General features: G+C 63.6%; 11 protein-coding genes and 1 pseudogene. 6 read left to right on the top strand and 6 right to left on the bottom strand.

The window, feature by feature from the left end:
- Positions 1-7 precede the first annotated feature (7 nt).
- The 6 genes and pseudogenes from AC1MEK_RS06975 to AC1MEK_RS06950 all read right to left on the bottom strand — a co-directional run.
- A pseudogene (locus AC1MEK_RS06975) lies at positions 8-383 on the bottom strand (Hpt domain-containing protein); the annotation flags it as partial.
- A complete protein-coding gene (locus AC1MEK_RS06970; protein WP_480395529.1) occupies positions 380-1,063 on the bottom strand; it encodes a chemotaxis protein CheW in 684 nt (227 codons plus the stop codon). The gene AC1MEK_RS06970 and the pseudogene AC1MEK_RS06975, both read right to left, overlap by 4 nt.
- Positions 1,060-2,343, bottom strand: coding sequence for a CheR family methyltransferase (locus AC1MEK_RS06965; RefSeq protein WP_480395528.1), 1,284 nt, complete (start codon positions 2,341-2,343; stop codon positions 1,060-1,062). The genes AC1MEK_RS06970 and AC1MEK_RS06965 overlap by 4 nt, the downstream gene beginning before the upstream one ends.
- Positions 2,340-2,891 (bottom strand): chemotaxis protein CheW, encoded by a 552-nt coding sequence (locus tag AC1MEK_RS06960; RefSeq protein WP_480395527.1) that lies wholly within the window; start codon positions 2,889-2,891, stop codon positions 2,340-2,342. Before AC1MEK_RS06960 ends, AC1MEK_RS06965 begins: the two co-directional genes overlap by 4 nt.
- A gap of 10 nt (positions 2,892-2,901) precedes the next feature.
- The gene (locus tag AC1MEK_RS06955) at positions 2,902-4,464 is read right to left on the bottom strand and encodes a methyl-accepting chemotaxis protein (RefSeq protein WP_480395669.1); all 1,563 of its coding nucleotides are present in this window, start codon (positions 4,462-4,464) and stop codon (positions 2,902-2,904) included.
- Between the two features lie 387 nt (positions 4,465-4,851).
- Positions 4,852-5,574: a tellurite resistance TerB family protein gene (locus AC1MEK_RS06950; RefSeq protein WP_480395526.1), complete on the bottom strand. Its 723-nt coding sequence runs from the start codon at positions 5,572-5,574 to the stop codon at positions 4,852-4,854.
- Between the two features lie 176 nt (positions 5,575-5,750).
- On the opposite strand from AC1MEK_RS06950, the gene AC1MEK_RS06945 reads away from it, so the two are divergent.
- The 6 genes from AC1MEK_RS06945 to AC1MEK_RS06920 all read left to right on the top strand — a co-directional run bounded on the left by AC1MEK_RS06945 (position 5,751) and on the right by AC1MEK_RS06920 (position 12,657).
- The gene (locus AC1MEK_RS06945) at positions 5,751-6,665 is read left to right on the top strand and encodes a LysR substrate-binding domain-containing protein (protein ID WP_480395525.1); all 915 of its coding nucleotides are present in this window, start codon (positions 5,751-5,753) and stop codon (positions 6,663-6,665) included.
- A gap of 241 nt (positions 6,666-6,906) precedes the next feature.
- Complete coding sequence (locus tag AC1MEK_RS06940; protein ID WP_480395524.1) at positions 6,907-8,370, top strand: gamma-aminobutyraldehyde dehydrogenase; 1,464 nt, start codon at positions 6,907-6,909, stop codon at positions 8,368-8,370.
- A 123-nt stretch (positions 8,371-8,493) separates the two neighbouring features.
- The gene (gene ydcS, locus AC1MEK_RS06935) at positions 8,494-9,648 is read left to right on the top strand and encodes a putative ABC transporter substrate-binding protein YdcS (RefSeq protein ID WP_480395523.1); all 1,155 of its coding nucleotides are present in this window, start codon (positions 8,494-8,496) and stop codon (positions 9,646-9,648) included.
- Between the two features lie 199 nt (positions 9,649-9,847).
- Positions 9,848-10,885, top strand: a complete 1,038-nt coding sequence (locus AC1MEK_RS06930; RefSeq protein ID WP_480395522.1) for an ABC transporter ATP-binding protein — start codon at positions 9,848-9,850, stop codon at positions 10,883-10,885.
- Between the two features lies 1 nt (position 10,886).
- On the top strand, positions 10,887-11,837 hold the full coding sequence (locus tag AC1MEK_RS06925; RefSeq protein ID WP_480395521.1) for an ABC transporter permease: 951 nt from the start codon (positions 10,887-10,889) through the stop codon (positions 11,835-11,837).
- Positions 11,827-12,657, top strand: a complete 831-nt coding sequence (locus AC1MEK_RS06920; RefSeq protein ID WP_480395520.1) for an ABC transporter permease — start codon at positions 11,827-11,829, stop codon at positions 12,655-12,657. Before AC1MEK_RS06925 ends, AC1MEK_RS06920 begins: the two co-directional genes overlap by 11 nt.
- Positions 12,658-12,847: the final 190 nt, after the last annotated feature.

Genomic DNA, 12,847 nt, shown 5'->3' with positions numbered 1-12,847 from the left:
ATCAGGTCGTTCATCAGCGCAACGTAACCGTCGACATCGCCCTGCCCCACGCTGCTTTCGCCGGGGGTGGCGATGCGCATGAGCATGTCGGTGCCCATCAGCAGCGCGTCAATGTGCTCGGGCGCCAGCTTCAGGCGGCCGGATTGCGCCTCGACCAGGCAATCCTCCATCACGTGAGACACGCTGACGCCCGCGTTGACCCCGACGATCCGTGCCGCGCCCTTGAGCGAGTGCGCCGCACGCATGCAGGCTTCCAGCTGATCGGCTTGCGTGGGGTTGCGTTCCAGCGCCAGCAGGCCGGCACTGAGCACCTGGGTCTGGGCCTCGGCTTCCAGGGTAAAGAGTTCGAACAGCGAAGCGTCGCGCATCTGATCGGGCGTCATGTCAGGCTCCGGTTCACTGCCGACAGCAGGTGTTCTTCATCCAGCAGGCGCAAACTGCGGTTGCGCCATTGCACGACGCCACGGGTAAAGCGGGCCTGGGTGTTCTGCGCAGGAGCCGAGGCGGCATCCAGTAGGCGTGCTTCGATGGCGTGAATGCCGTCGACCTCATCGACCGGCACCACCACCGGGCCGCCTTCGGCCGCGACGATCAGCATGCGCGGCATGACGCGGCCGTTGCTGGCCGGGGCGAAGGACACGTCCAGCCCCAGCAGCTCGACGAACGACAGGCACGCCACCAGCGCGCCACGTACGTTCGCCACACCCAACAACGCCCGGGAACGCTGGTGCGGCAGCGAATGAATGGCCTGCACCGGCGACACCTCGACCAGGCAGCGGGTCGGCAGGCCGAGCCATTCCTCACCCAGGCGGAACACCACCAGCGAGCGCGTCTGCACATCGCTGGCCAGGTCCTCACCCGTGGTTGCAACGCGATGCTCCTGGGCCAATGCGTAGCGATCCAGCAAACGCGTGGCCGCCGCCGAGTACACCGAACAGTTGCGGCAATGAATGTGTTCTTCCAGCAGCGGGCACGAGCGGTCGCCGTGGATGCCGATGCGGTTCCAGCAATCGTCGATGGCCTGGGCATCGTTGCTGATCAGTTCGCTGTGCAGGCCGGTCATCGGTTGCGTCCTTCTTTATTCACACCGCGCGCGGCACGTTCCTGCAAGCGTCGGGCACCCGCCGTATCGCCTTGGGCGGCGAGCAAGGCGGCCAGTTGAGCAAGCGCCTCGGGATGCTGCGGCTCAAGGTACAGCGCCTTGCGGTAGAAACCTTGCGCACCCGTTGCGTCGCCCCCGACTTCGGCCAGCAACCCGAGGTAGTAGAACACTCGCGCCGCGGGCTCGAAGCGCTTGAGGTACTGCTCGCACGCGGCCCTGGCCTCGGCGGTCTTGCCTTCGTTGGCCAGGGTCTTGATGTTATCCAGCAGCGTCGCGGCCTCGCCGTTTTCAGCAGCGGGCGCAATCGGCGCACGGGGCGGCGTGGTGAACGGGCGCACCGTGGTTTTGGCGCGCGGCGCCGCGGGCGGAATCGGCCTTGCGCTGCTCGCAACCGGCTCGCTACGTACCGCTGGCGCCGGCACAGGCGGAGGCTCGGCTGGCGCGTCCGGACGATGACGAAAGGCGAACGACTGCGCCACACCAATCGAGGCCATGCCCATGCGCCCCAGCAGGCTGCCCTCGGCGGGCCCAATGAACAGCACGCCGTCGTCGCGGGTCATGCGCTTGAGCGCTTCGAAACCGCGGCGCTGGGTGTCGACGTCGAAGTAGATCAGCAGGTTGCGGCAGAACACGAAATCGTAGGCCGACTGCGCCACCGGCAGGCTCGGATCGAGCAGATTGCCGGCCTGGAAACTCACTCGCTCGCGCACCCGCTCCTCGACCCGATAGCCCTCCTCGACCTGCGCGAAATAGCGCTGGCGAAAGCCCAGGTCTTCGCCACGAAACGAATTCTTGCCGTAGACCGCCCGGCGCGCGCGCTGCAGCGAGAGCGGGCTGATGTCCACCGCTTCGACCTTGAACTGCTGCGGCTGCAGGCCGGCATCGAACAGCGCCATGGCGATCGAATAAGGCTCCTCGCCCGTCGAGCAAGGCAGGCTGAGAATGCGCAGCGGCCGTGCACCGTTGAGCTGGGCCAGCCGCGCCGCCGCGAGCTTGCCCAAGGTGACGAACGATTCCGGATAGCGGAAGAACCAGGTCTCGGGCACGATCACCGCTTCGATCAGCGCCTGCTGTTCTTCGGCCGAGCCCAGCAGCAACAGCCAGTAGGCGTCATGATCGGCAGAGCCCGATTGACTGCAGCGCTGGCGCACCGCGCGCTCGACAATGGCTTCGCCCACCGAGGCCACGTCCAGCCCGATGCGGTTTTTCAGAAAGCCGAAGAAGCGCGCGTCGTCGCTCATGGCACTGCCCCGAATTGTTCAAGGCTCAGTTGTTCAAGGCTGATGGGCTGCTGCGGGAACAACAGATCGCGCACCTCATCGTTGAGCAGGTCCGGCACGCGAATCCACTGCAACAGGCCCTGTGCGTCCTCACGCACCGGCCCGAGGTACGGCGCTTGGCGGTTGTCCAGGCCATACGCCTTGAATTCCAGCGGGCTGCAACGCAGGGTGTCGGTGGCCTGTTCCAGAATCAGCCCCAGCCACTGCGGCGCCCGGTCGGCGCCGGGCCGGTAGTGCACCAGCACCAGCCGCGTGCTGGTACGCAGCGGCGCGGGTTCGCCGAAGGTCAGTGCGCTCAGGTCGATCACCGGCACCACCGCGCCGCGATGGGCGAATACGCCGGCCACCCAGTGCGGCGCCCGGGCGATGGGCTTGAGCAGCAGACGCGGCAAGACCTCGGCGACTTCTGTCGCTTCCAGGGCGTAGCGTTCCGTGCCGATGCGAAACAGCAGGAACAGCTTGTTCTTGGGCAGTACCGCCGCGTTGCGCTTGGCTGAAGGCTCGCTCATGGGCGCCGACTCAGACCTTGAAGCGCGAAACGCCGCTGCGCAGCCCCACGGCCACCTGGCTCAGTTCGTCGATGGCGAAACTGGCCTGGCGCAGGGATTCCACGGTCTGGCTGCTGGCATCGCCCAACTGCACCAGCGCCTGGTTGATCTGCTCGGCGCCGGTGGCCTGGGCCTGCATGCCTTCGTTGACCATCAACACCCGCGGCGCCAGCGCCTGAACCTGATGGATGATCTGCGAAAGCTGCTCGCCGACCTGGGTCACTTCGAACATGCCGCGGCGCACTTCTTCGGAGAACTTGTCCATGCCCATCACACCCGCCGACACCGCCGACTGGATCTCGCGGACCATCTGCTCGATGTCGTAGGTGGCCACGGCGGTCTGGTCGGCCAGGCGTCGCACTTCGGTGGCGACCACGGCAAAGCCGCGGCCGTATTCGCCGGCCTTCTCGGCTTCGATGGCAGCGTTCAGGGACAAGAGGTTGGTCTGGTCGGCGACCTTGACGATGGTCACCACCACCTGATTGATGTTGCCGGCCTTCTCGTTAAGGATCGCCAGCTTCGAATTCACCAGATCCGCTGCGCCCATCACCGAGTGCATGGTGTCTTCCATGCGCGCCAGGCCTTGCTGGCCGGAACCGGCGAGGATCGAGGCCTGATCGGCGGCAGAGGTCACCTCGGTCATGGTGCGCACCAGATCGCGAGACGTTGCGGCGATTTCCCGCGAAGTCGCGCCGATCTCGGTGGTGGTGGCCGCGGTTTCGGTGGCCGTGGCCTGTTGTTGCTTGGAAGTGGCGGCGATCTCGGTCACCGACGTGGTGACCTGCACCGACGAGCGCTGCGCCTGGGACACCAGCGCCGCGAGTTCGGTGACCATGTCATTGAAGCCGGTCTGCACGGTGTTGAATTCGTCCTGGCGCTCGAGGTTCAGGCGGTTGCTCAGATCGCCCGTGCGCATCACTTCCAGAATGTTCACGATGCGGTTCATCGGGGAAAGGATGGTGCGCATCAGCCACAGGCCGCAGGCCGCGGCAGCCAGCACGGCGATGATCAGGGAAATACCCAGGGTGACCTTGGACACCGACACCGCCGATTGAATGTTGTCGGCGGAACGGTCGGCATTGACCTTGTTCTTGGTGCCCAGGGCGTTGAGCACTTTGCGCCCGTCGAACCACAGCGGGGTCAGCTGTTCATTGAAGATGCGCTGCGCCAGTGCATAGTTGTCGCCCTGATAGGCCGCCAGAATGCCATTGAGCACCAGCCCATAACGTTCGCGCATCTGCAGAAACTGGGCGAAGTCGTTGCGATCCTGATCCTCGAAGATGCTCTTCTGGTAGTTGGCGATCTGCGCCTGCAGGCGGTCTTCGAATTCCTTGTACTGGTCTTCTTCGACGTTGGTCAGGTTGCGGCCGGCCCCCTCGGCGAGCAACTGCTGGGTACGCACGTAACTTTCGACCCAGGCGCCACGCACGGTGCTGCTGTAGTACACGCCAGGCAGGGCATCCATACGCACTTCATCGGCGCTGTTTTCAATGACCAGAAGCCGGGTGAAAGCCACGACAACCATCAGCAGCATGATGGCGATGATTACAGCGAAGCTCGCCAAGATACGTTGACGCAACGTCCAGTTCTTCACAGTCAGCCCTCAAGAGTTCAACACCGGCATGGCCGGGTTCAAGAAGCGGACCGACGAACGGCCCGAAGCGAGCGGAGTATAGCCTAGTGCCTTGACGAATAATCTGACTGTTTCTGACATAGATAGCGGATTAATGTGCAGAAAAATCAGAAATATCCGACACGTTGTCGGCTTTGGAGGGGATTGACTGTTTACGAGGGACTATGGCCATCGTTTGGATGACGATGCCTTCGTAGCAGCACGGCTTGCCGGCGGGGCGGTGGGTCTGCGGATGATGTATTGCCTGACACACCGCCCCGCCGGCAAGCCGTGCTGCTACGTAGAAATCTAAACGGCCTGGCGCACCTGGCTTTCCAGCTCGGCCTTGAGCCCCGGCTCGATCTTCAATTGCCTGGCCAGCTCGTCCAGATACGCCCGCTCCATGAAATGCTCCTCATCGACCATCATCACACTGGCCAGGTACATCTCGGCGGCGATTTCCGGGGTGCGCGCCGAACGGGCGACGTCGGCAGGGTCCAGCGGCTTGTTCAGCTCGGCGTGCAGCCAGTGCCGCAGTTCCTGATCGCCGGTCAGGCGGGTGAACTCGCCTTCGATCAATTGCCGCTCGTTGTCGTCGACATGGCCGTCGGCCTTGGCTGCAGCGACCAGCGCCTTGAGGATGGCTTCGCTGTGCTGCTCGACCTGAGCGGGCGGTACGCGGTCGACGGTCTGTGGCTCGACGCTCTGCGGTGCACCCTGATTGGCCTGCCAGTTGCCGTAGGCCTTGTACGCCAGCACACCCAGCGCGGCCAGCCCGCCGTAGGTCAGCGCCTTGCCGCCGAGCTTGCGTGCCTTCTTGTTGCCCAGTAGCAAGCCCAGGGCACCTCCGGCCAGCGCGCCGCCGCCGGCGCCTGACAGAAAGCCTCCCGACCTGCCGCCGCTCACTTTGCCCAACAGATCGCTCAGACCGCCCTGGCTTTGGCGCTGATCATGGGGTTGCGCGCCAACCTTGCTTTGCAGCAGGTCCTGACCGGATTTCAACAGTTGATCGAGCAAGCCACGAGTATTCATGGGAAACCTCTTGATAACGGGACAGACGATTCGACTCGCAGGGTAAGACGAAGTCATCGAGGCCAGTTTTCGGGAGTGATTCCAGATGTTGCAGGCATTCGAGGACGGAAATGCCGCCTTCGAAAAAAACGATATACACTCGCCAAAATCAAAAAAACCAAGCGAGCGACCCGTTCATGATGACGCTACGCCAGATTCGTCACTTCATTGCCGTAGCCGAGACCGGATCGATTTCCGCCGCCGCGCAGGCGGTGTTCATTTCCCAGTCCACCCTGACCCTGGCGATCCAGCAACTGGAGGAGGAAATCGGCGTCAGCCTGTTCAGCCGCCACGCCAAGGGCATGACCCTGACCCACCAGGGGCATCAATTCCTGCGTCAGGCGCACCTGATCCTCGCCACCGTGGAAAACGCAAAGCGCAGCCTGCAACAGGGTGCCGAGCAAGTGGCCGGGCAATTGATCATCGGCGTGACGAGCCTGGTGGCCGGTTATTACCTGGCTGATCTGTTGATCCGCTTCCAGCGTGCCTACCCCAATGTCGACATCCGCGTGATGGAGGACGAGCGGCCCTACATCGAGCACCTACTGGTCAGCGGCGAGATCGACGTGGGCGTGCTGATCCTGTCCAACCTCGAAGATCGCCACGCGCTGCAGACCGAGGTGCTGACCCACTCCCCGCACCGCCTGTGGCTGCCGGCGCAGCATCCGTTGCTGGAGCACGACAACATTCACCTGAGCGACGTGGCCTGCGAGCCGCTGATTCAGCTCAACGTCGATGAAATGGGCGTCAATGCTCAACGCATCTGGTCCCGCGCCGGCTTGCAGCCGAAGGTGACCTTGCGCACCGCCTCCACCGAGGCCGTGCGCAGCCTGGTGGCGGCAGGCCTTGGCGTGTCGATCCAGCCGGACATGACCTACCGCCCCTGGTCCCTGGAAGGCGACATCATCGAAGCGCGCTCGATTGCCGACCTGACCCAGACCCTGGACGTCGGCTTGGCGTGGCGCCGAGGCACGGCGCGGCCCTCATTGGTTGATCCCTTCCTCAGCGTGGCTCGCGAACAGCCACATCCAGGGCGCAGGCCATCGATTTAATCGAACGCTGCGTTCTTTATTAAGCATTTGTCGACTGCTGGATGTGGCACTAGGCTCTGAGGCTTGGGATCAGGCTGTTTCAAGATTTTTCAGCCGCCGCTCACCCCGTAGCAGCACGGCTTGCCGGCGGGGTGGTGGATCTGACGCTGCTGCATTGCCTGATACACCGCCCCGCCGGCAAGCCGTGCTGCTACGGGGGATGCGCCTTAAATAAGAACATCGATACAAGGAAGCTCGAACGATGGCTGGCACTGCAACCCCACAATTTCTCACCTCGCTGCTGATCGACGGTGAGCTGGTCGCGGGCCAGGGGTTTGTCGAGCCGATCCTCAACCCCGCCACCGGCGAAGTGATTACCCATATCGCCGAAGCCACCACCGAGCAGGTCGAGAGCGCCATCCTGGCCGCCAATCGCGCGTTCACCCATTGGTCGCGCACTACCCCGCAACAGCGCTCGAACATTCTGCTCGGCATCGCCGATGCCATTGAAAGCAACGCCGACCAACTCGCCCGCCTGGAATCGCTGAACTGCGGCAAGCCTTTGCATCTGGCCCGTCAGGACGACTTGAGCGCCACGGTCGATGTGTTCCGCTTCTTTGCCGGTGCCGTGCGCTGCCAGACCGGGCAGTTGTCCGGCGAATACGTGCCGGGCTACACCAGCATGGTGCGCCGCGATCCGATTGGCGTGGTGGCGTCGATTGCGCCGTGGAACTACCCGATCATGATGGCCGCCTGGAAAATCGCCCCGGCGCTGGCAGCAGGCAACACCTTGGTGTTCAAGCCATCGGAACACACGCCGCTGTCGATTCTCGCGCTGGCGCCACTGCTGGCGAATCTGCTGCCCAAGGGCGTGATCAACATCGTCTGCGGTGGCGGCGAAGGCGTCGGCAGCCATTTGGTCAGCCACCCGAAAGTGCGCATGGTGTCGCTGACCGGCGATATCGTCACCGGCCAGAAAATCCTCCAGGCCGCCGCGAAAACCCTCAAGCGCACCCACTTGGAACTGGGCGGCAAGGCGCCGGTGATCGTCTGCGACGACGCCGACCTCAAAGCCGTGGTCGAGGGCGTGCGCACCTACGGCTATTACAACGCAGGGCAGGATTGCACTGCCGCCTGCCGCATCTACGCCCAGGCCGGAATCCACGACAAGCTGGTGGCCGAACTGGGTGCCGCCGTCAGCAGCCTGCGCTTTGCCAGCAAACGCGATGCGGATAACGAAATCGGGCCACTGATCAGCACCCGCCAGCGCGACCGCGTGGCCAGTTTCGTCGAGCGCGCGCTGAGCCAGCCGCACATCGAACGCATCACCGGCGCGGCGGTGCACTCGGGGCCGGGGTTCTTCTATCAGCCAACGCTGCTGGCCGGCTGCAAACAGGGCGACGAGATCGTCCAGCGCGAAGTGTTCGGGCCGGTGGTGACCGTGACCCGCTTCGACGAACTGAGCCAGGCCGTCGACTGGGCCAACGATTCGGAATATGGCCTGGCGTCGTCGATCTGGACCCAGAACCTGGACAAGGCCATGCAGGTCGCCGCGCGCCTGCAGTACGGCTGCACCTGGATCAACAGCCATTTCATGCTGGTCAGCGAAATGCCCCACGGCGGCCTGAAGCGCTCAGGCTACGGGAAAGATCTGTCCAGCGATTCACTCCAGGACTACAGCGTGGTGCGCCACATCATGGCTCGCCATGGGCATGACCTGGCCTGAACACCAGCGGCAAAACCGGCTTCACAGAACATCGCTACGCTAATAACAGCTTGATACAAGCGCGCAACACCGAGTCACCGTTCAAAGCTGCCCCGACCATAATTTGAAAAAGAGGGAACCTCCATGTCGTCAGTACACAAGACCGCGCTCTTGAGCGCTGTGATCACTGCGTTATTCGCCAGCGGCACCCTGCACGCCGCCGAAGCGCTCAAGGCTGTCGGCCAGGGCGAAGGCCAACTGGACATCGTGGCGTGGCCGGGCTATATCGAGCGGGGCGAAAGCGACAAGGCCTATGACTGGGTCACCGGCTTCGAGAAGGAAACCGGCTGCAAGGTCAACGTCAAGACGGCGGCCACCTCCGACGAGATGGTCAGCCTGATGACCAAGGGCGGCTACGATCTGGTCACTGCCTCCGGCGACGCCTCGCTGCGGCTGGTGGCGGGCAAGCGGGTGCAGCCGATCAACACCGATCTGATCCCCAATCTCAAAGGCCTCGACCCACGCCTGAAGGACGGCCCCTGGTACACGGTCAACAAGCAGGTCTATGGCACGCCCTATCAGTGGGGCCCGAACGTGCTGATGTACAACACCAACGTGTTCAAGACCCCGCCGGTGAGCTGGAGCGTGGTGTTCGAGGCGCAGGACCTGCCCGACGGCAAGCCGAACAAGGGCCGCGTGCAGGCCTATGACGGCCCGATCTACATCGCTGATGCGGCGCTGTATCTGAAGACCAAGAAGCCTGAGCTGAAGATCGAAGACCCGTATCTGCTGACCGAAACCCAGTACAAGGCCGTGCTCGACCTGCTGCGCGCCCAGCATCCACTGGTGCACCGCTACTGGCATGACGCGACGGTGCAGATGAGCGACGTGAAGAACGAAGGCGTGGCGGCATCGAGTTCGTGGGGCTACATGGTCAACGGCCTGGTCGCCGACAAACAACCCGTGGCTTCGACCATTCCGCAGGAAGGCGCCACCGGCTGGGCCGACACCACCATGCTGCACGCCGACGCCAAGCACCCCAACTGCGCCTACAAGTGGATGGACTGGTCGCTGCAGCCCAAGGTCCAGGGCGACGTAGCCGCCTGGTTCGGCTCGCTGCCGGTGGTGCCCGCCGCGTGCAAGGGCAACGAGCTGCTGGGCGCCGAAGGCTGCGCCACCAACGGCTTCGATCTGTTCGACAAGATCGCCTTCTGGAAAACCCCCGAGGCCCAGGGCGGCAAGTATGTGCCGTACAGCCGCTGGACCCAGGATTACATCGCGATCATGGGTGGCAGGTAACGCCCGGTACACCACATAACCTGTAGGAGTGAGCTTGCTCGCGAATGCGTTAGATCAGTCAGTCCGGTTGTGCCTGACCTGACGCTTTCGCGAGCAAGCTCACTCCCACAAGATCCTGCGCATCACGCCACATCTTTATCGTTTGCACCGGCCCTTTCGCGGATAAATCCGCTCCCACAAGGGCACTCGGAGTATCACCATGACCCTTGCAGTCCAGTTCACCCACGTTTCCCGTCAGTTCGGCGAAGTGAAGGCCGTTGACCGGGTTTCCATCGACATCAAGGACGGCGAGTTCTTTTCCATGCTCGGCCCATCGGGCTCGGGCAAGACCACCTGCCTGCGGCTGATCGCAGGCTTCGAACAACCCAGCGCGGGCTCGATCCGCATCCACGGCGAAGAGGCCGCCGGCCTTCCGCCGTACGAGCGTGACGTCAACACCGTTTTCCAGGACTACGCCCTGTTCCCGCACATGAATGTGCGCGACAACGTCGCCTATGGCCTGAAGGTCAAGGGCGTGGGCAAGAGCGAGCGCCTGGCCCGCGCCGAAGAAGCGCTGAACATGGTCGCCCTGGGCGGTTATGGCGAGCGCAAGCCGGTGCAGCTGTCTGGCGGGCAACGCCAACGTGTTGCCCTGGCCCGCGCGCTGGTCAATCGCCCGCGCGTGCTGCTGCTCGACGAACCGCTTGGCGCGCTGGACTTGAAGCTGCGTGAACAGATGCAGAGCGAGCTGAAAAAGCTTCAGCGCCAGCTGGGCATCACCTTCATTTTCGTGACCCACGACCAGACCGAAGCGCTGTCGATGTCGGACCGCGTGGCGGTGTTCAACAAAGGCCGCATCGAGCAGGTCGACACCCCGCGCAACCTGTACATGAAACCGGCCACGACCTTCGTCGCCGAGTTCGTCGGCACCTCCAACGTGCTGCGCGGCGAACTGGCGCAGCAGCTGAGCGGCAAGCCCAATGCGTTCTCCATTCGCCCCGAGCACATTCGCCTGGCAGGCGAACCGGCGGCCGCCCACGAGATCGAAATCAGCGGCCTGTTGCATGACATTCAGTATCAGGGCAGCGCAACACGCTACGAGCTGAAACTGGACAACGGCCAGACCCTCAGCGTCAGCCAGGCCAACAACCAGTGGCTGGACGCCAGCGCCCAGCACCAGACCGGCCAGCGCCTCACAGCGCGCTGGGCGCGGGATGCGATGGTGCCGCTGCATGACAATGCGACCGAGGCGAACTGAGATGAGCCAGACCCTCGCCCACTCGGCGCCGCTGCCCGGGCAGTCGCCCATGCGGCGCTTCTCCAGCCTGCTGTACCGACGCCCGAACCTGTACCTGTCGCTGCTGCTGATTCCGCCGCTGCTGTGGTTCGGCGCGATCTACCTCGGTTCGCTGCTGACCCTGCTCTGGCAAGGTTTCTACACCTTCGACGACTTCAGCATGACGGTCACGCCGGACCTGACGCTGGTCAACTTCGCCGCGCTGTTCAACCCGGCGAACTTCGACGTGATCCAGCGCACCCTGAGCATGGCCATCGCCGTGTCCATCGCCAGCGCCATCGTCGCCTTTCCCATCGCCTACTACATGGCGCGCTACACCACCGGCAAGACCAAGGCGTTTTTCTACATCGCCGTGATGATGCCGATGTGGGCAAGTTACATCGTCAAGGCCTACGCCTGGACGCTGCTGCTGGCCAAGGGTGGCGTGGCGCAGTGGTTCGTCCAGCACCTGGGGCTGGAGCCCGTGTTGCAGATGATCCTGGGCATTCCCGGGGTGGGCGGCAGCACGCTGTCGACCTCGCATCTGGGGCGTTTCCTGGTGTTCGTCTACATCTGGCTGCCGTTCATGATCCTGCCGATCCAGGCCTCGCTGGAGCGCCTGCCGCCCTCTCTGCTGCAAGCCTCGGCTGACCTGGGCGCCAAGCCGCGGCAGACCTTCATGCAGGTGATCCTGCCGCTGTCCGTGCCGGGCATCGCTGCGGGTTCGATCTTCACCTTCTCGCTGACCCTGGGCGATTTCATCGTGCCGCAACTGATCGGTCCACCGGGCTACTTCATCGGCAGCATGGTCTACGCCCAGCAAGGCGCCATCGGCAACATGCCCATGGCCGCGGCCTTCACCCTGGTGCCGATCGTGCTGATCGCCATCTACCTGTCCATCGTCAAACGCCTGGGGGCCTTCGATGCGCTCTAAGCCTTTCGTGAAGCAAGGCGATCAGGCCTCATGGGGCCTGAAAATCGCCGCCTGGGGCGGGCTGGTGTTCCTGCACTTCCCGATCCTGATCATCTTCATCTACGCCTTCAACACCGAAGACGCCGCCTTCAGCTTTCCGCCCCAGGGCTTCACCCTGAAGTGGTTCAGCGTGGCGTTCGCGCGGCCCGACGTGGTAGAAGCGATCAAGCTGTCGCTGCAGATCGCCTGCGTCGCCACGCTGATCGCGCTGGTGCTCGGCACCCTGGCGTCGGCGGCTTTGTACCGGCGCGACTTCTTCGGCAAGGACGGCATCTCGCTGATGCTGATCCTGCCGATCGCCCTGCCCGGCATCATTACCGGCCTGGCGCTGCTGTCGGCGTTCAAGTCGCTGGGCATCGAGCCTGGCATGTTCACCATCATCGTGGGTCATGCGACCTTCTGCGTGGTGATCGTCTACAACAACGTCATCGCCCGCCTGCGCCGCACCTCCCACAGCCTCATCGAAGCCTCGATGGACCTGGGCGCGGACGGCTGGCAGACCTTCCGCTACATCATCCTGCCCAACCTGGGCTCGGCGCTGCTGGCGGGCGGCATGCTGGCGTTCGCGCTGTCGTTCGACGAAATCATCGTCACCACCTTTACCGCTGGCCACGAACGCACCTTGCCGATCTGGCTGCTCAACCAGCTGAGCCGCCCGCGCGACGTGCCGGTGACCAACGTCGTGGCGATGCTGGTAATGACCGTGACCATGCTGCCGATTCTCGGCGCGTATTACCTGACCCGTGGCGGCGAGAGCGTGGCCGGCAGCGGCGGGAAGTAGTGACCCTTTTTAAACACGACGCCGTTCCCCCTGTGGGAGTGAGCTTGCTCACGAAGACTGCCTTCCAGACACCGAAAATGTTGTGAATGTACTGCCTTCTTCGTGAGCAAGCTCACTCCCACAGGGCCGTATTCAACAGGCAAGAGTGCCGAGACGACGAATTCAACTGCTCCAATAAGAGGACAAAACC

It is taken from the genome of Pseudomonas sp. 2 (genome assembly GCF_056627435.1).
This window is presented reverse-complemented; position numbering and strand designations above follow the sequence as displayed.